The organism is Imperialibacter roseus (genome assembly GCF_032999765.1).
In the GTDB taxonomy this organism is placed as follows: Bacteria; Bacteroidota; Bacteroidia; order Cytophagales; family Cyclobacteriaceae; genus Imperialibacter; species Imperialibacter roseus.
Genome location: NZ_CP136051.1, coordinates 6,698,268 through 6,713,367, shown reverse-complemented (window position 1 = coordinate 6,713,367; position 15,100 = coordinate 6,698,268). Strand labels below are relative to the sequence as shown.

General features: G+C 47.3%; 17 protein-coding genes. 13 read left to right on the top strand and 4 right to left on the bottom strand.

Annotated features, from left to right (window positions below; all coding sequences use genetic code 11):
• Positions 1-85 precede the first annotated feature (85 nt).
• Positions 86-1,753 carry an amidase gene (locus RT717_RS28340; protein ID WP_317489668.1) on the bottom strand — a complete coding sequence of 556 codons (1,668 nt, stop codon included), beginning with the start codon at positions 1,751-1,753 and terminating at the stop codon, positions 86-88.
• A 45-nt stretch (positions 1,754-1,798) separates the two neighbouring features.
• Here RT717_RS28340 and RT717_RS28335 point away from each other — a divergent pair, with 45 nt between their 5' ends.
• The 3 genes from RT717_RS28335 to RT717_RS28325 all read left to right on the top strand — a co-directional run bounded on the left by RT717_RS28335 (position 1,799) and on the right by RT717_RS28325 (position 5,615).
• The gene (locus RT717_RS28335; protein ID WP_317489667.1) at positions 1,799-3,361 is read left to right on the top strand and encodes a sulfatase-like hydrolase/transferase; all 1,563 of its coding nucleotides are present in this window, start codon (positions 1,799-1,801) and stop codon (positions 3,359-3,361) included.
• Entirely contained in the window at positions 3,358-4,878 is a 1,521-nt protein-coding gene (locus RT717_RS28330; protein WP_317489666.1) for a sulfatase family protein, read from the top strand. Before RT717_RS28335 ends, RT717_RS28330 begins: the two co-directional genes overlap by 4 nt.
• Before the next feature lie 188 nt (positions 4,879-5,066).
• Positions 5,067-5,615: a dihydrofolate reductase family protein gene (locus RT717_RS28325; RefSeq protein WP_317489665.1), complete on the top strand. Its 549-nt coding sequence runs from the start codon at positions 5,067-5,069 to the stop codon at positions 5,613-5,615.
• A 57-nt stretch (positions 5,616-5,672) separates the two neighbouring features.
• On the opposite strand, the gene RT717_RS28320 is transcribed toward RT717_RS28325, so the two are convergent.
• On the bottom strand, positions 5,673-6,575 hold the full coding sequence (locus tag RT717_RS28320; protein WP_317487898.1) for an IS982 family transposase: 903 nt from the start codon (positions 6,573-6,575) through the stop codon (positions 5,673-5,675).
• Between the two features lie 144 nt (positions 6,576-6,719).
• On the opposite strand from RT717_RS28320, the gene RT717_RS28315 reads away from it, so the two are divergent.
• Positions 6,720-7,142: a DUF1801 domain-containing protein gene (locus RT717_RS28315; protein ID WP_317489664.1), complete on the top strand. Its 423-nt coding sequence runs from the start codon at positions 6,720-6,722 to the stop codon at positions 7,140-7,142.
• Between the two features lie 29 nt (positions 7,143-7,171).
• Here RT717_RS28315 and RT717_RS28310 read toward each other — a convergent pair whose 3' ends face one another.
• Positions 7,172-7,405 carry a hypothetical protein gene (locus RT717_RS28310; protein WP_317489663.1) on the bottom strand — a complete coding sequence of 78 codons (234 nt, stop codon included), beginning with the start codon at positions 7,403-7,405 and terminating at the stop codon, positions 7,172-7,174.
• 63 nt (positions 7,406-7,468) lie between these two features.
• On the opposite strand from RT717_RS28310, the gene RT717_RS28305 reads away from it, so the two are divergent.
• The 9 genes from RT717_RS28305 (at position 7,469) to RT717_RS28265 (ending at position 14,358) form a co-directional block, all read left to right on the top strand.
• Positions 7,469-7,792: a nucleotidyltransferase family protein gene (locus tag RT717_RS28305; RefSeq protein ID WP_317489662.1), complete on the top strand. Its 324-nt coding sequence runs from the start codon at positions 7,469-7,471 to the stop codon at positions 7,790-7,792.
• Positions 7,761-8,111: a HepT-like ribonuclease domain-containing protein gene (locus RT717_RS28300; protein ID WP_317489661.1), complete on the top strand. Its 351-nt coding sequence runs from the start codon at positions 7,761-7,763 to the stop codon at positions 8,109-8,111. Before RT717_RS28305 ends, RT717_RS28300 begins: the two co-directional genes overlap by 32 nt.
• A gap of 73 nt (positions 8,112-8,184) precedes the next feature.
• Positions 8,185-8,880, top strand: a complete 696-nt coding sequence (locus tag RT717_RS28295) for a glycosyltransferase family 2 protein (protein ID WP_317489660.1) — start codon at positions 8,185-8,187, stop codon at positions 8,878-8,880.
• Positions 8,877-10,349, top strand: a complete 1,473-nt coding sequence (locus RT717_RS28290; protein ID WP_317489659.1) for a cellulose synthase family protein — start codon at positions 8,877-8,879, stop codon at positions 10,347-10,349. The genes RT717_RS28295 and RT717_RS28290 overlap by 4 nt, the downstream gene beginning before the upstream one ends.
• The gene (locus tag RT717_RS28285) at positions 10,324-11,655 is read left to right on the top strand and encodes a hypothetical protein (protein WP_317489658.1); all 1,332 of its coding nucleotides are present in this window, start codon (positions 10,324-10,326) and stop codon (positions 11,653-11,655) included. The genes RT717_RS28290 and RT717_RS28285 overlap by 26 nt, the downstream gene beginning before the upstream one ends.
• Positions 11,652-12,158 carry a rhodanese-like domain-containing protein gene (locus RT717_RS28280; RefSeq protein ID WP_317489657.1) on the top strand — a complete coding sequence of 169 codons (507 nt, stop codon included), beginning with the start codon at positions 11,652-11,654 and terminating at the stop codon, positions 12,156-12,158. The genes RT717_RS28285 and RT717_RS28280 overlap by 4 nt, the downstream gene beginning before the upstream one ends.
• Positions 12,151-12,753 (top strand): TIGR04282 family arsenosugar biosynthesis glycosyltransferase, encoded by a 603-nt coding sequence (locus RT717_RS28275; RefSeq protein WP_317489656.1) that lies wholly within the window; start codon positions 12,151-12,153, stop codon positions 12,751-12,753. The genes RT717_RS28280 and RT717_RS28275 overlap by 8 nt, the downstream gene beginning before the upstream one ends.
• Entirely contained in the window at positions 12,750-13,625 is an 876-nt protein-coding gene (locus RT717_RS28270) for a hypothetical protein (RefSeq protein ID WP_317489655.1), read from the top strand. The genes RT717_RS28275 and RT717_RS28270 overlap by 4 nt, the downstream gene beginning before the upstream one ends.
• A 25-nt stretch (positions 13,626-13,650) precedes the next feature.
• The gene (locus RT717_RS28265) at positions 13,651-14,358 is read left to right on the top strand and encodes a DUF3784 domain-containing protein (RefSeq protein ID WP_317489654.1); all 708 of its coding nucleotides are present in this window, start codon (positions 13,651-13,653) and stop codon (positions 14,356-14,358) included.
• Positions 14,359-14,389: 31 nt separating this feature from the next.
• Here the strand turns inward: RT717_RS28265 and RT717_RS28260 are convergent, their stop codons facing one another.
• Positions 14,390-15,070, bottom strand: coding sequence for a Crp/Fnr family transcriptional regulator (locus RT717_RS28260; protein WP_317489653.1), 681 nt, complete (start codon positions 15,068-15,070; stop codon positions 14,390-14,392).
• Positions 15,071-15,100 lie beyond the last annotated feature (30 nt).

Here is a 15,100-nt window from a genome sequence, read left to right as displayed (position 1 = left end):
TGTAAGTATGTTGCGAAAAATTCAGCTAAACAGGTATGAGTCGTCTATTTTCACACCCTGGACAAAATAATATATTGAAGTATCGTCACTTAAGTTCCGGATGTTTCTTATGCCAGCCTGTAGCCTCCTGGTAGGCTTTTGCAACCGCCAGCAAAGTCCCTTCATCAAATAGCCGGCCGGTGAAGGTAATGCTGGTGGGAGTGCCGTCATCAGAAAAGCCATTGGGCAGCACTACGGATGGGTGGCCGCTCAGGTTGGTGACTCGTAGATTGCTGCCTCCTCTGGAAGGAGCCAGGTACACATCCACTTTTTCAAAAACATCGGTCATATCTCGAATAAGTTGAGTCCTAAGCCTGTTTGCCTGGATATATTCTACAGCCGGAATTAGCCGGGATTCCCTGAAGCTGTTAGGCCAGGCCCACTTTAGCTGGTTAACCAACTGATCGTCCCGGCCGCTTAATGTCAATTCCTCAAAAGCGGCTGCAGCCTCTGCCGAAAGTATAATGGTCATATCCCCTACCGGCTGGTTAGGCAATTCAATTGGTATAAGTTGTGCTCCGAGTTCCTTCAAGACCTGCAGCGCTACGCTGTCTTGACGATGAAAGGCGTATTCTTTGTCAAAGTCACTTTTTACATAACCGATCCTGAGTGCCTTCAGATCGACAGTAGGCTCATAGTAGAACGGAAAGTCCAACACCATAGCGTCTTTTCCGTCAGGTCCGCCAATCGCAGCCAACACAATGGCGCAGTCTTCCACATTGCGACACAATGGGCCTAGCTTGTCCATGCTCCAGCTTAGGGCCATGGCTCCGTAGCGACTTACCCGGCCATAAGTAGGCCTCAGTCCGGTTACGCCACAAACGGTGGATGGTGACACAATCGATCCCAACGTCTCCGAACCAATAGCAAACGGCAGCAAACCCGCCGAAACGGTGGATGCCGAACCCGCCGATGAACCACTGCTTCCCTTCTCGGTATTCCAGGGGTTCCGTGTTTTGCCTCCAAACCAAATATCGCCCATGGCAAGAGCGCCAAGTGTGGTTTTTGCCACCAAAACTGCCCCAGCGTTTTCCAGCCGCTCGACAACAGTCGCATCCACGTCAAACTCCTGGTCTTTGTAAGGCATGGCCCCCCAGGTCGTCTTGAAGCCTTTCTTGGACAGCAAGTCTTTGGCTCCAAAAGGAATCCCATGCAAAAGACCTTTGTGGTTACCCTGTGAAATTTCCTTGTCAGCATTTGCAGCTTTTTCAAGTGCATAGTCTTCCATGAGGGTCACGATGGCGTGCAGCTGTGGATCAAGCTTCTTAATTCTGTCTATATAAAACTGCGTAAGCTCAAGTGAGGAAATTTGTTTGGTTCGGATGAGCTCCGCCAACTCTCCGATACTCATATAAGCCAGCTCCTCGTCAGCGGCAGGTCGCAAGGTTCCACTGTAATCGCCAAATTTCAACCCTTTATAATGGCTCTGGTGGCGAAAGCCCAACGGGAGCGGATTGAACTGCATGGCAGGCACCACGTCGTTAGTTAATGGGCTCCTGCGCATGGAAAGATAGCTCTCCCTTTGCGAGGCAATGCCATCAAGCATGGAGTCAGCCTCGGCACGGGTAAGTGGCACTCCAATCAGTTCACCTGCTTTGATAATATTGTCGCAGCTAATCGTTTCCTCCTGTGTTAGCGACACGTAATGGCCCAGACAAAAAAAGACAACTGCCACGAGAGTGAATAGAGCGACCTTACCAAATACTGCTTTCATACCTAAGGATTATAGCACAGTTTAATGAATAAAATAGAATTAGGCATGTCAAATATTAGCAAGAAGCCATTTATAAATGTGGATGGTTTTCTATTTTTAGCCATGAGGAAAGAATATTGCGCCATTTTTAGCGTCGGTTCTCTGGCCGTCGTGCTTTTTTTTCAAGTTCTGATGGGGTGCTCACAAAAGAAAGAGGAGCCTAAAAAACCCAACATTGTTTTCATTTTCACCGACGACCAGCGAGCTGATGCACTGGGGGCAGCTGGTAACCAAATTATTAAAACGCCTAATCTGGATGCGCTTGCAACAAGTGGTGTGCGCTTCACTAACAACTACTGCATGGGCTCTATTCATGGGGCCGTTTGCGCCCCGAGCCGAGCCATGCTCATGAGTGGCAAAAGCCTTTACCATGTATACGACAAGCTGGACACGGTCACCACCATGCCGCAGGTATTGGCCGCCAATGGTTACACTACTTTTGGAACCGGCAAATGGCACAATGGTGGCAACAGTTTTCTGGCTTCGTTTCAGCAGGGAAAGAATGTGTTTCTGGGTGGAATGGATGATCATTTCAACACAGCCGTCCGTGACAAAGTGAATGACTCCACTTTTACCGAACCTATCGAAAAAGGCTTCTCCACCGACCTTTTTGCTGATGCTATGATAGACTTCATTACATCGCAAAAGGGTACCGAAAATCCCTTCTTTGCTTACATAGCCTTCACAGCCCCTCACGACCCTAGAAGTCCATTGCCACAATACCTGGAGCAATATGCGGGAGACACCGTTCCGTTACCGGCCAACTTTAAGCCCTGGCATCCTTTCAATTTTGGTGAAATAAATGAAATGCAGGTAAGAGATGAGCACCTGGCACCGTGGCCGAGAGACCCTGGAATGATTCAGGATCAACTCAGGGAATATTACGCTATGATTACCCACGCCGACAAAAGAATAGGCGACATTATCGCTTCGATTGAAGCCAGCGGTTTTGCCGACAACACGATAATAGTCTACGCTGCCGACCATGGGCTTGCCCTGGGAAGCCATGGCCTTGTGGGGAAGCAAAGCCTGTATGAGCACAGCATGAAGGCACCACTGGTATTCGCAGGCCCCGGCTTGCCAGCCAATGAAACAAGAGATGCACTGGTTTACCTCTACGACATTTTCCCTACACTTTGCAACCTTACAGGCGTAGAACCACCTGAGGGTGTGGACGGGAAAGACCTCTCGAAGGTAATTATGGGCAAAGAAGGAGGTGTTCGTACCTCGCTATTCACCACCTACAGGGGCACGCACCGGGCAGTGCGGGACAAGAAATGGAAATTGATACGATACCCTATGATCGACCACACACAACTCTTCGACCTTGAAAACGACCCTGATGAACTAGTCAACCTGGCTGGTGAAAAGGAGCACGAGGTAAAAGTGAGGGAAATGATGGGCTTGTTAGGCAGCTGGCAAAGGAGAACCGACGATACGCTGCAGCTTACAGCCAAAACAATTGTGCCAATGGAGTACGACCCAACTACTTTCGAAAGGAAACCGGACGTGCACCAACCTCCTTTTGTACTTGAAAAGTACTTCAAAGAATACAAAGCGCAACCATGATAAATAGCTCCTCAATAAAGGCACTTTCGCTGGTGACATTGGCGGCAGCACTTGGCTGCAAAATGGAACCAGCTGAGGAAACTACGCCTAAACCCAACATCATCGTTATACTGGCCGACGACCTGGGCTATGGCGATGTGAGCGCTTATGGCTCCAGCACCATAAGCACTCCCAATATTGACCAACTTGCTGCCGCTGGCCTCCGCTTTACGCAAGGCTATTGTACTTCAGCCACCTGCACACCCTCGAGGTATGGGTTGCTGACAGGTGTTTATCCATGGCGAAATAAGGATGCGAGGGTATTGCCTGGCGATGCACCTGCACTGATACGGCCTGGGATGGCAACACTCCCCTCCCTTTTAAAGAAAGCTGGCTACAAAACAGCGGTGGTTGGCAAATGGCACCTTGGTCTTGGCGACGGCAATGTAAACTGGAACGAGCGCATTAGCCCAGGCCCAAACGATATCGGCTTTGACTACAGCTACATGATGGCTGCCACTAACGACAGGGTGCCAACAGTTTTTGTGGAAAATCAAAAGGTGGTTGGGCTTGAAGCACACGACCCATTGATGATCAACTATAAGGAGAATTTTCCGGGAGAGCCCACCGGCAAAGACAACCCTGAGTTGCTAAAAATGCATCCCAGTCATGGTCATGACATGAGCATTCACAACGGCATCTCCAGAATAGGCTTTATGAAAGGCGGAAAAGCTGCCCTATGGCGGGATGAAGACATGGCTGATGTATTTGTCGATAAGGCCAGGGAATTTATGACGGAGCAAAAGGATGGCCCTTTCTTCCTGTACTTTGCACTGCACCAGCCCCATGTTCCCCGCACGCCTAACGAAAGATTTGTTGGTCAATCGGGCATGGGGCCACGAGGTGATGCCATTGTGGAAGCCGACTGGTGTGTGGGCGAAATCACAAAACACCTCGAAAGCCTGGGGTTGTCAAAAAATACTTTGATCGTCTTTTCGAGCGACAACGGGCCTGTGATAGACGACGGGTATCAGGATCAGGCTGTAGAACTTCTCGGCGATCACCAGCCATTGGGCCCGCTTAGAGGCGGGAAATACAGCCTGTTCGATGGTGGTACAAGGGTTCCTTTTATTGTCAGCTGGCCTGGAAAGGTTAAAGCGGGTGTTTCGGATGCTTTGGTTTGCCAGGTCGACCTGCCAGCCTCCCTTTCATCTTTGGTAGGTGTAACGGCGGATTCCGGCACCATCGCCGACAGCAAAAACGTGATAGATGCGTTGCTTGGGAAATCTGACATCGGCCGAAGCTCGCTGGTTCTGCATGCATCGGGCACGCAAGCAATTCGCAACCTGAAGTGGTACCTTATTCCTCCAAATGATGGCCCGGCAATTTACCAGTATACCAACACAGAGTCAGGGCGTGACACAGCTATGCAACTCTATCAGATATCAGACCCTGGCCAAAAGATAAACATAGCTGCCGAAAATCCTGAGGCGGTGGCCGAATTGGAGGCACTGCTGCTGGCGGAAAAGAAGAAATAAAAAAAGCCCGGCGCTCTAAAAGACCGCCGGGCTACCAAACCTAATCAACCGTGCAACGTTAGACGTTGCTGCCCCCGAAAGGGCATTACCAAACTTGGCTTGCAAAGTAGTTAATAGCAAAAATGTGTCTGCTATACACATTGTAAAAAATTGTCATGGGATTATTTACACTACTTATTAATTGATAAATGGTGACTACTAACAGGGGAGTAAATCTCTACATCGCTATGAGTCTCGATGGCTATATCGCTAAAGAAGACGACAATATTGATTTTCTGTCACAAGTACAGGTGCCTGGCGAAGACTATGGCTATGCGGAATTCACCGCTGGCATCGACACGGTCATTTGGGGCAGGAAGACCTACGACAAAGTGTTGTCATTTGGAGGAGAGTTTCACCACAAAGACAAAAAAGTGTGGGTGCTCTCCAATAGCAGAACAGGCAGGGATGAAAACGTTGAGTACTTTAATGACTTGCCGGCTCTTATTAAGAAACTCAAAAAGGAAAAGGGCAAGAACATCTACTGCGATGGTGGTGGCGACCTGGTGTTTGAGCTTTTCAAATATTCTCTGATTGACAGAGTAATCGTTTCAGTCATTCCTCATTTGCTGGGTAGCGGCATTAGATTGTTTAAAGACGGCCGCCCAGAGCAAAACCTGACCTTCAAAAAAAGCCTGACTTTCCCCTCGGGGCTGGTGCAGCTATGGTACGATAAAAAGGAAAACACAAAGGTGTAGTGCTTTGGGCTGTAGTCCCTTGCATTTAAAGTAACGTGAGTTCGATATAATTTTGATCTATAAAGGGAGAAAAAGCTGTCCGGAGTCTTTGTAGTTAACCCTAATTGAGGGCTTTTTCTCGCAGAAGTTATAGGCTATCAATGCTGAGAATAAGTTGGTGACAAAGTTAGCGCTACTTCTATGTCTTGAGTGTTCAATTTGGAAGATGTTTTTTAGTTGATCGATGATCGTTTCACAAATGGCTCTCTTGCGTAGCAGGATGGCATCCATGATTGGGGTGACAGTAGATGTCTTCATATTTCGTTTAAGCTTGGTGACCAAATGTACCCCTCTGAAAAATAGGTTTTTGAAAAGCTCCTTGCTCAAGTATCCCTTGTCCCCAAACAACTTGCCGAATAGTTTCTTAATGAATCGCTCTATTTGCAGTGGTTTACGATCATCCACATTGCCTGGAGTAAGCATAAAATCGACGATTTCTCCTGTATCTGAGGTGATTAAATGCAGTTTAAAGCCATAGAACCATCCAATCGAACATTGACCTCTTTTTGCTAGTCCATCAAAAACTTTATGGCTGTGGATGCGTCTGTTATGACATACTCTAAGGGGTGTACTATCGATGAAACTTATGCCAGTACAACGACCCAGGCTTTGACTTTTTAGGTAGATAGCCAAAGGAACCATACTATCTCTTGTTAACTCAACCATTCTATTATAGCTGACCACAGCAGGGAAGTAAGACCGCAAATGGATACAAACATAGGCATTGTAAAAAGTCTTAAAATTTCTATAACCAGACAGGTGAAACAGTACTTGAATAGTCATTACTTCAGACAGGGAAAGCTTGCCTGGTTTGTTTCTTTTTTTAACCCCCAGAAGGTGGCTTTCAAATTTTGGGACAAATTCTAAGGTGAAATCATCAATGGAACAGAAAATTTCAGTAATTTTATTAGATGTTAACATAGGCGAGAATGTTAGTTATTACGTTGATTGTCAGTCACTTAATATACTAATTTCTCGCCTTATTTCATCCTAAATCCTCGCTTTTTTATATCGAACTCACGTTAAAGTAGATTTTTCTTAATTCCTGAGTCAAAATACATCACTATGGCCTACGAACTAAAAACAAAAGTCAACGATGTAAGCGTGGAAGGCTTTCTCGACAAAGTGGAGGATGAGAAAAAACGAAATGACGCCTTTGAGGTGCTGAAGCTGATGAAGGAGGTGACTGGCGAAAAACCAAAGATGTGGGGCTCATCTATAGTTGGTTTTGGCACCTATCGCTACAAATATGCCAGCGGACAGGAAGGTGATTGGATGATAACCGGCTTTTCGCCAAGAAAAACGAGCCTTACGCTCTATATCATGCCAGGCTTCGGCCGGTACGAAGAGCTGATGCAGAAGCTCGGAAAGTACAAAACCGGGAAGTCTTGTCTCTATATTAACAAATTGACAGACGTGGATCTTGGTATTCTTAAAACACTGGTCAAAGAGTCGGTGGATTATATGAATAAGAAGTACAATAGCTAGCGTGGAGTCACTCCACCAAGCTCACTTCCTCAGCAGGCATTGCTCCTGCTTCTTTTGAGCCTCTTTGCCAGCACCACATCGCCAGTTGAATCATGGTAAGCCGCAAGCTGCCGATCCTTGTCACTGCCAACGGAGTTGGTGCGAAAGGTACCGGCGTTGACAGAGGTACTTGCCCATCCGGGGCCAAGAACGGTTTCGGCGATGTGGGCCTGGCAAGCAACTATCAATAGAGTTATTTCTACTCTTGGAGATACTCTCGGCATATCGGGAGTCATTACTGGACTAAATTATGAGAGAAAAATATTTGTTATATTTACATGCGACGGATGAAAATCATCAAGGATCATATTAACGAAATATCGACCCTATGCAAAAAGCATAAGGTAATTGAGCTGTTCGCCTTTGGTTCCATACTGTCAGACTCTTTTGATGCTGACAGTGATGTCGATTTTCTGGTGAAGTTTGGTGATGTGAATTTGGCCGACTATTTCGACAACTATATGAACCTGAAAGAATCTTTGGAATCTCTACTCAGCAGAAAAGTGGATCTTTTAGAAGTCCAAACCCTTCGGAATCCTATTCTAATTAAATCTATCAATAGAACCAAGGCGCTGGTTTATGGACGAAAAGGTACTGAAGTGGCTATATGACATTGATGGCTCCATCAATGAAATTGAAAGCTATTTCGACGGGCAAGCACATGACTTTGTCAGCTACCAAAGAAATCTTCTTTTGAAGAGAGGCGTCGAGAGAAATCTGGAAATTATCGGCGAAGCCGTTCGAAGGATTCTTGACAAAGAACCAGAATTCCCGATCACAAATGCTATCAGAATCGTCGGGTTGAGAAATCAAATCATTCATTCCTACGATAATATTTCTGATGAAAACATTTGGGCTATTCTAACCAAACACCTCCCCTTGCTAAAGTCCGAAATCAACCGCCTGATAAAAGATGCGGATATGGGCTAATGCTAACCTTTTGTCCCACCCCCGACCTCCTAATCCAATGCATTCCCTATTTTTGCTTGTAAATCAACCGTAAGTGCGCCAACCCAACATCAAAGTCATCATCCCTGCCTTCAATGAGCAGAACGCCGTAGGTATGGTGATTGACGAGATCCCCAAAGAACTGGTATCCGAAATCATCGTCATCGACAATGGTTCGACTGACAACACCTTTGCTCAGGCACAGTCGAGAGGAGCAACGGCGCTCAGAGAAGAAAAAAGAGGCTATGGCAACGCCTGCCTTTGCGGTATGCAGCACATCGCCGGCCAGGTCGACGACCTGCCAGATATCGTGGTGTTTCTCGATGGAGATCACTCCGATTATCCTGAAGAAATGTACGGGCTGGTACAACCGATTATAGACGGCAAAGCCGATCTCGTGATCGGCTCCAGGGCTCTTGGCAAAAAAGAAAAGGGCTCCATGACACCACAGCAAATATTTGGCAACTGGTTAGCCACCACCCTCCTCCGCTGGTTTTACGGAGTGCAGTTTACTGACCTTGGGCCTTTCAGGGCTGTGAAATATGAAAGCCTGCTGCGCATTAACATGCAGGACAAAACCTATGGCTGGACTGTAGAAATGCAGCTAAAAGCGGCTAAATTGGGAATGCAAACCACCGAAGTGCCGGTAAACTATCGGCAGCGCATTGGTGTTTCCAAAGTGTCGGGCACGGTGAAAGGCACCATCGGCGCAGGCTACAAAATACTTTGGACAATCTTCAGGTACTTATGATCGACTGGCTGGTTATTATTGGTTACGGACTCTCTTTGTCGCTGATCTTTCTGTTCAGCCTGGGACAGCTGCACCTGGCCATTCGCTACCGAAAAAGCAAGAAGTCAACACCAGCCACCATTGCACCACTGACAGAGCTTCCGTTGGTGACCGTACAGTTGCCTATTTATAACGAGCTGTACGTTGTGGAAAGGCTGATCAGGCAAGTATGCCTGCTCGACTACCCGAAAGAAAAACTGGAAATCCAGGTGCTTGACGACAGTGATGATGAGACAAAATCGGTTGTCGACAAAGTGGCCAAAGAATATCGAAGGATAGGCTTCGACATAAAAGTGCTGCGTCGGCACGAAAGAACAGGTTACAAAGCGGGTGCCTTGCAGAACGGACTTGAGCAGGCTCGTGCTGAGTTCATTGCTATTTTCGATGCCGACTTCCTGCCAGACCCTCACTTCCTAAAGGAAACATTACCCCACTTTACCACGCCGAAAGTGGGCATGGTGCAAACCCGCTGGGGTCACCTCAATCGCAACTACTCGTGGCTGACCAAACTACAGGCCTTCGGCCTCGACGCCCACTTTTCGGTAGAGCAAACAGGCCGTAGTGCATCGGGTAGCTTCATTAACTTCAACGGCACGGGCGGTGTCTGGCGAAAGAAGTGCATAGTAGATGGCGGCGGCTGGACAGCAGACACGCTCACCGAAGACCTCGACCTTAGCTACAGAGCTCAGCTGAAAGGCTGGCATTTCACGTTCCTTGAAAATGTTGAGTCTCCCGCAGAGCTGCCCATCCTTATGCCGGCAGTAAAGTCACAACAGTACCGCTGGAACAAAGGCGCCGCCGAAACAGCCAGAAAAAACCTGGGGGCTGTGCTCACATCGACCTTGCCGTTGAAAAACAAGCTTCACGCCGTCCAGCATTTGCTCAACAGCTCGCTTTTCTTTTTCCTTTTCACGGCCTCACTACTCAGCCTACCCCTGCTCTACACAATGAACCATTTGCCGACATACAGCACACTGTTCAATGCGGCCAGTGTGTTCGTGCTCGGCTTTCTGTTTGTGAGCTACTTTTACTGGGTTGCCAGCGGCTCTTCATTTCCCAAAAAGCCGCTAAAATACTTTCTTATTCACTTCCCCATGTTCATCACCTTCTCGATGGGCATGTCACTACACAATGCCATTGCGGTGCTTGAAGGCTGGCTCGGCATTAAGACGCCATTTTTGCGCACACCCAAATTCAACGTTCTCAAAGACAAAATATCCTGGAAAACCAACAAGTACATCAAATGGAAGCTAACACCGGCGATTGTGCTCGAAGGCCTTCTTTCCGTTTACTTTGCCTTTGGCCTTTGGTCGGCCTTCTACCTGTCCGACTTTGGGCTGATATTTTTCCATCTCATGCTTACCATAGGCTTCGGAGGCATCTTCCTACTCTCAATTAAACCTTATGGGTTTCTCGCCTCCAAAGCTTAAATGGGCCGTTGCGGGAGCGCTCTCCTGCTTGATCTATTTTTTGCTTGCCTACAAGCTTCAAAGAACAGACGCCTGGATTCTTCAGGGCTCATTCGCTTTACTTTTTCTCGCCTTCCTGGCTTTACAAAAAGCTGAATTGAAATGGATTCTTGGCCTTGCCGTCCTGTTCCGCCTGATTTTCCTATTCGCCCTCCCGGCGCTTTCTGATGACTTCTACCGATTCATATGGGATGGCTTGCTGTGGCATCAGGGCATCCATCCATTCAGCCACCCGCCATCATTTTACATGGAAGCGGGTAATGCTATTCCCACACTGACGGCCGAGCTCTACGATGGGCTCAATTCAAAAGAATACTTCACAGTGTACCCGCCATTCCATCAACTGGTATTTTGGCTGAGCACACTCACTTATAATGGTTCTTTGCTCAGCGCTATCGTCCCGATGCGGCTTTTACTCATAGCAACAGAGATCGTGTTTCTGTTTTTTATCGCCCACTATCTAAAGAAAAGTGGCAAGCCCTCCTCTTTGTTGGCCGTTTACGCCCTTAATCCGCTGGTCATCATGGAAGTGTCTGGCAACCTTCACTTTGAAGGGATGATGGCGCTGTTTCTCATTCTATCTGTCGTGTTAATTGCCGCTAAGAAATTGCTTGCAGGCCCATTTGCACTAGCGGCCGCTATTGCCACCAAACTAACTCCCGTCATCGCTGGCCCCGCACTGATGTTCGCAGGCGACAAGAAAAACTGGTGGAAGGTGGTGTTGGTCACTCTGCTAGGTTCTCTGCTCTTCTTTCTGCCACTGATCGACCCCACCTGGCTAACCGGGCAGGGAGAAAGCCTCAATCTGTATTTTCGAAAGTTCGAGTTCAATGCTTCGTTCTACTACCTGTTCCGGGAAATAGGCTTTTGGTGGAAAGGCTACAATATTATAGCCACACTTGGGCCCCGACTAGCACTCTCAGGCGGCGTTCTCATTCTGATCGTGAGTTGGACAAACTGGCCAAAAGACCGAAGTCTTTTCCAGGTTCTAAGTATCGTTTTTTTTATCTACTACCTGGCGGGCACCACCGTCCACCCATGGTATGTGGTGCCATTGGTAGCCCTGTCCGTGTTCTCGGGCTATAAATTTCCCATTGTGTGGTCTTACGCCATTCTATGGACATATGTTGGCTACACAGCGACTGGCTACGAAATTCCCTGGTGGGCCATCATCACAGAATATTTGTTGGTCATTGGAGTTTTTACATGGGAAGTGGTGTTACCCCAGAGAACAAAACAGGGAGCAATTAGCTTATTAAAGAGATGACAACACCCGGAAGATTACTCTTGCTCGTTTTCGCCATTGCCTTGCCTCAGTTTACGCAAGCGCAAAGTGCTTACGACGTGCTCCTTTCTACGCTTTACAGCAAGTCGGTGCCTACCATCTCGGCTGATTCGCTGGCAAGTATCCAACAGGCAAAAAAGCCAATCTTACTTGACACAAGAGCCAAAGCTGAGTTTGATATTAGCCATCTTTCTGGTGCCAAATGGGTAGACTACGAAACGTTCAAGCCTGAAATGGTCAAAGACATTGCCAAAGACCAGCCAATTGTGGTGTACTGCTCCGTCGGCTATCGAAGCGAAAAAATTGGAGAAAAGCTGAAAGCCCTGGGCTATACCGATGTTCAAAACTTGTACGGTGGTATTTTTGAATGGAAAAACGAAGGGTACACAGTGGTCAATTCGAAAAACCAGGCAACCGACAGTGTGCATTGCTACAACAAGCTTTGGTCAGTGTGGCTGAAGGAAGGGATAAAAGTATATGACTAAAGAAGCTCTCATTATTTTTGTGAAAAATGCCGAGCTGGGCAAGGTAAAGACCCGCCTCGCAAAAGACATTGGTGATGAAAAAGCGCTTGAGGTTTATCTTGAGCTGTTACAGCACACTAAAGACATCACCGCTGATCTCGTGCAAGACAAATACGTTTTCTACTCCAGCTTCATTCCCGAAAACGATATTTTCTCTAACGCCGGATACATATTGAAACAGCAAAAGGGCGATGACCTTGGCGAGCGCATGTCCAATGCATTCGAAGAAGTGGTCGGGCTTGGCTATGAAAGGGCAGCCATCATTGGCAGCGATTGTCTGGAACTGGAAGCCCTCTATATCGAAAAGGGTTTTGAGTGTCTTGCTTTTCGTGATTTCATTATTGGCCCTGCCCGTGATGGAGGTTACTACTTGCTGGGAATGAAAACTTTTGACAGCGGTATCTTCAAGGGCATTGAGTGGAGCACCAGCTCGGTGTACAAAAAGACAACTGACTATATTGAAAGCCAGAACAAAGACTTCCACAAGCTCCCGCCTCTGAGCGATGTGGACACCATCGATGATTTGGGGAGGCTCAAAACACTAATAATAGAATGAAGACCTACAACCCATTCCTTTTTGCTTTAGTCGTTCTGCTATTGGCAACAGCCTGCGATCAAGTATTTGACTCACCTGACGATCGGGGGCTCAATGAGTATTTCGACACAAGTTGGGCAAAAAACGATCTTTGGGATGATGGGCAGGCTGAAGTGGCCATTTACAATGCCGCCCGGACCATCTACAACAAACCCCGCTATTTTGATTATGTCTATATCCTGGTAAAAGAGGACTTCAATATTGAGTTCGGCGTAAAAACAGATGACTACGAAAGAACCGACCTCTATGAAGTAATGAAGGTGAACCAGTTTGCTGACATCCCTACAGACAATTATCCCTACCACTTTCTTACAAGCATCTTCTTTCACAGAAACAACCCGGTGCAAATCCATAAATTCACCAACTCCAGCCAGGAATGGTGCGGCAACACCTTCAAGATGCTGAAGGAAAAAGGCAGTCAGCTGGAGTACACCTACCACAGCTACTGGGACGGGCAGGGAGACGACACCAAAATGCTGGATGCTACCCCGCTTTGGGAAGATCAGCTGCCTTACACCCTGCGAACCCTGAAATTCAAAGACAAGCTATGGTTCCGCATGCCGGTGTATGCCACACAAATCAACAGCCGGGCCGACATGCCCCGGGTGTACGATGCGGAGTTTAGTGTGGCGCCACTTGAAGCCATCGATTCACTACCCGGTGGATTGCCACAGCAAGATACCTGGCGAGTGACGGTACAGCTGGACGAAGAAAAAATTAACCAATACATCTTCACCCAAACCTATCCAAACATCCTCGTGGAAATGGTCGCCTGGGATGGCCGTAAGCTTCGGTTGAAGGATTATAAGAGGAGCAAATACTGGGAGAGGTAAGAAAAAAAATCGCTATTTTTAGTAGATGGGACAGCTGGTTCATTTGATCATTGGCACATTTCTTATCGGCACGGGATTTCTTGTTAAATCCTATCCTATGCTCATTGCAGGCTACAACACCATGCCGGAAGACAAGAGAAAAAATGTAGACGTTGACGGGCTCTCCTCGATGATACGCAATCATTTCATCACCATGGGACTAGTCCTTGTCGTTGGTGCTTACCTTTTTCTATGGCTGGGGTGGAAGAATGTAGCCGATTCATGGCCAATTGTCTCAATCATGTGCATACTACCATTTACACTCATTCAAGCACAACGATTCGACCACAACAAGACCTCCCCTACTAAGCTACTTTCTATCGCAGCATTTGTCGTCATCTTCACTTTTGGTACTTTTTTCTTTTTACATCTCTCCATCCAGCCCCCAGAGTTTGCTATTGATGGTAATCAGCTACAGATATCAGGTTTGTTTGGAACAACAGTCACCATTGAAAATGCAAACCTGAATGATGCAATTGGAAAGATCGAACTTAAAACCAACGGTTTTCATATGGGAGAAGTGTACAAGGGGCACTTTCAAGTGCAGGGAATGGGTGAGTGCCTCCTTTTTTTGCAATCAACAGAAGGGCCGTTTATTTTGATCCATGACGGTGGAAAAGAAACGATTGTTTTAAACCAAGCTTCCGGCGATGCCACGAGGAATCGGTTCGATAAGCTCAATAAAGGCATGTAGCAAGTTTCGCAGTTCTCCCGAATGAATTCTCCTACTTCAACTTCGCCATATCCCTGACCAGTATCCTCCTGCGATCAAAGTTAATGATGTTCTGCGCTTTAAGGTCGTTTAGGATGGTCGTCACCGTCTGCCGACTGGTGCCTGTGAGGCTGGCAATGTCCTTGTGGGTAAATTTTGTCTTGATCAGCATTTCGTAGCCAACCTTCTGCCCTCTTTCTTCTGCCATTTCTCTGATGAAATCAATCACCCTGCTGCGGGCGTCCTTAAATACCAACGATTCCAGTTTGCGCTCCACCCTCTTGAGGCGAAGGCCCATCAACTTAAAAATTCGCAAACTTAAGGCCTGGTTCTCCTTCATCAACTCCTGCATATCGTCGATGGTCATCGGGCAAACCGTCGTGTTAGGATCCAGCGCCTGCGCAAAGTCTGTCCGCCGCTCTTCGCCTGCAATCGATAGCTCGCCAAAAATTTCCCCGGCACCAAGAATGGCCTTCAGGATTTCTTTTCCGTCCTCGGTATAGGAACCTATTTTAACCCGCCCTTCGGCGATAAGGTAAATATGACTCGATGGTTCGTTGGGAAAATAAATGAACTGATCCTTCTGGAAATGATTGAACGTGTGTCGCTCTTTCATGTCCGGTACTTTGTGAGGGCAGAGCACGTTGTAAAGATCTACCTCCTCAAAATACCATAAACTGGTGCGTTCACTCATAATTGGCAGGAAATCAAGGTTGAAACAAAA

Coding starts and splice junctions, on each gene's coding strand:
- RT717_RS28340 (WP_317489668.1), bottom strand. CDS start 1,753: ATGAAAGCAGTATTTGGTAAGGTCGCTCTATTCACTCTCGTGGCAGTT.
- RT717_RS28335 (WP_317489667.1), top strand. CDS start 1,799: ATGTCAAATATTAGCAAGAAGCCATTTATAAATGTGGATGGTTTTCTA.
- RT717_RS28330 (WP_317489666.1), top strand. CDS start 3,358: ATGATAAATAGCTCCTCAATAAAGGCACTTTCGCTGGTGACATTGGCG.
- RT717_RS28325 (WP_317489665.1), top strand. CDS start 5,067: ATGGTGACTACTAACAGGGGAGTAAATCTCTACATCGCTATGAGTCTC.
- RT717_RS28320 (WP_317487898.1), bottom strand. CDS start 6,575: ATGTTAACATCTAATAAAATTACTGAAATTTTCTGTTCCATTGATGAT.
- RT717_RS28315 (WP_317489664.1), top strand. CDS start 6,720: ATGGCCTACGAACTAAAAACAAAAGTCAACGATGTAAGCGTGGAAGGC.
- RT717_RS28310 (WP_317489663.1), bottom strand. CDS start 7,405: ATGCCGAGAGTATCTCCAAGAGTAGAAATAACTCTATTGATAGTTGCT.
- RT717_RS28305 (WP_317489662.1), top strand. CDS start 7,469: ATGAAAATCATCAAGGATCATATTAACGAAATATCGACCCTATGCAAA.
- RT717_RS28300 (WP_317489661.1), top strand. CDS start 7,761: ATGGACGAAAAGGTACTGAAGTGGCTATATGACATTGATGGCTCCATC.
- RT717_RS28290 (WP_317489659.1), top strand. CDS start 8,877: ATGATCGACTGGCTGGTTATTATTGGTTACGGACTCTCTTTGTCGCTG.
- RT717_RS28285 (WP_317489658.1), top strand. CDS start 10,324: ATGGGTTTCTCGCCTCCAAAGCTTAAATGGGCCGTTGCGGGAGCGCTC.
- RT717_RS28280 (WP_317489657.1), top strand. CDS start 11,652: ATGACAACACCCGGAAGATTACTCTTGCTCGTTTTCGCCATTGCCTTG.
- RT717_RS28275 (WP_317489656.1), top strand. CDS start 12,151: ATGACTAAAGAAGCTCTCATTATTTTTGTGAAAAATGCCGAGCTGGGC.
- RT717_RS28270 (WP_317489655.1), top strand. CDS start 12,750: ATGAAGACCTACAACCCATTCCTTTTTGCTTTAGTCGTTCTGCTATTG.
- RT717_RS28265 (WP_317489654.1), top strand. CDS start 13,651: ATGGGACAGCTGGTTCATTTGATCATTGGCACATTTCTTATCGGCACG.
- RT717_RS28260 (WP_317489653.1), bottom strand. CDS start 15,070: ATGAGTGAACGCACCAGTTTATGGTATTTTGAGGAGGTAGATCTTTAC.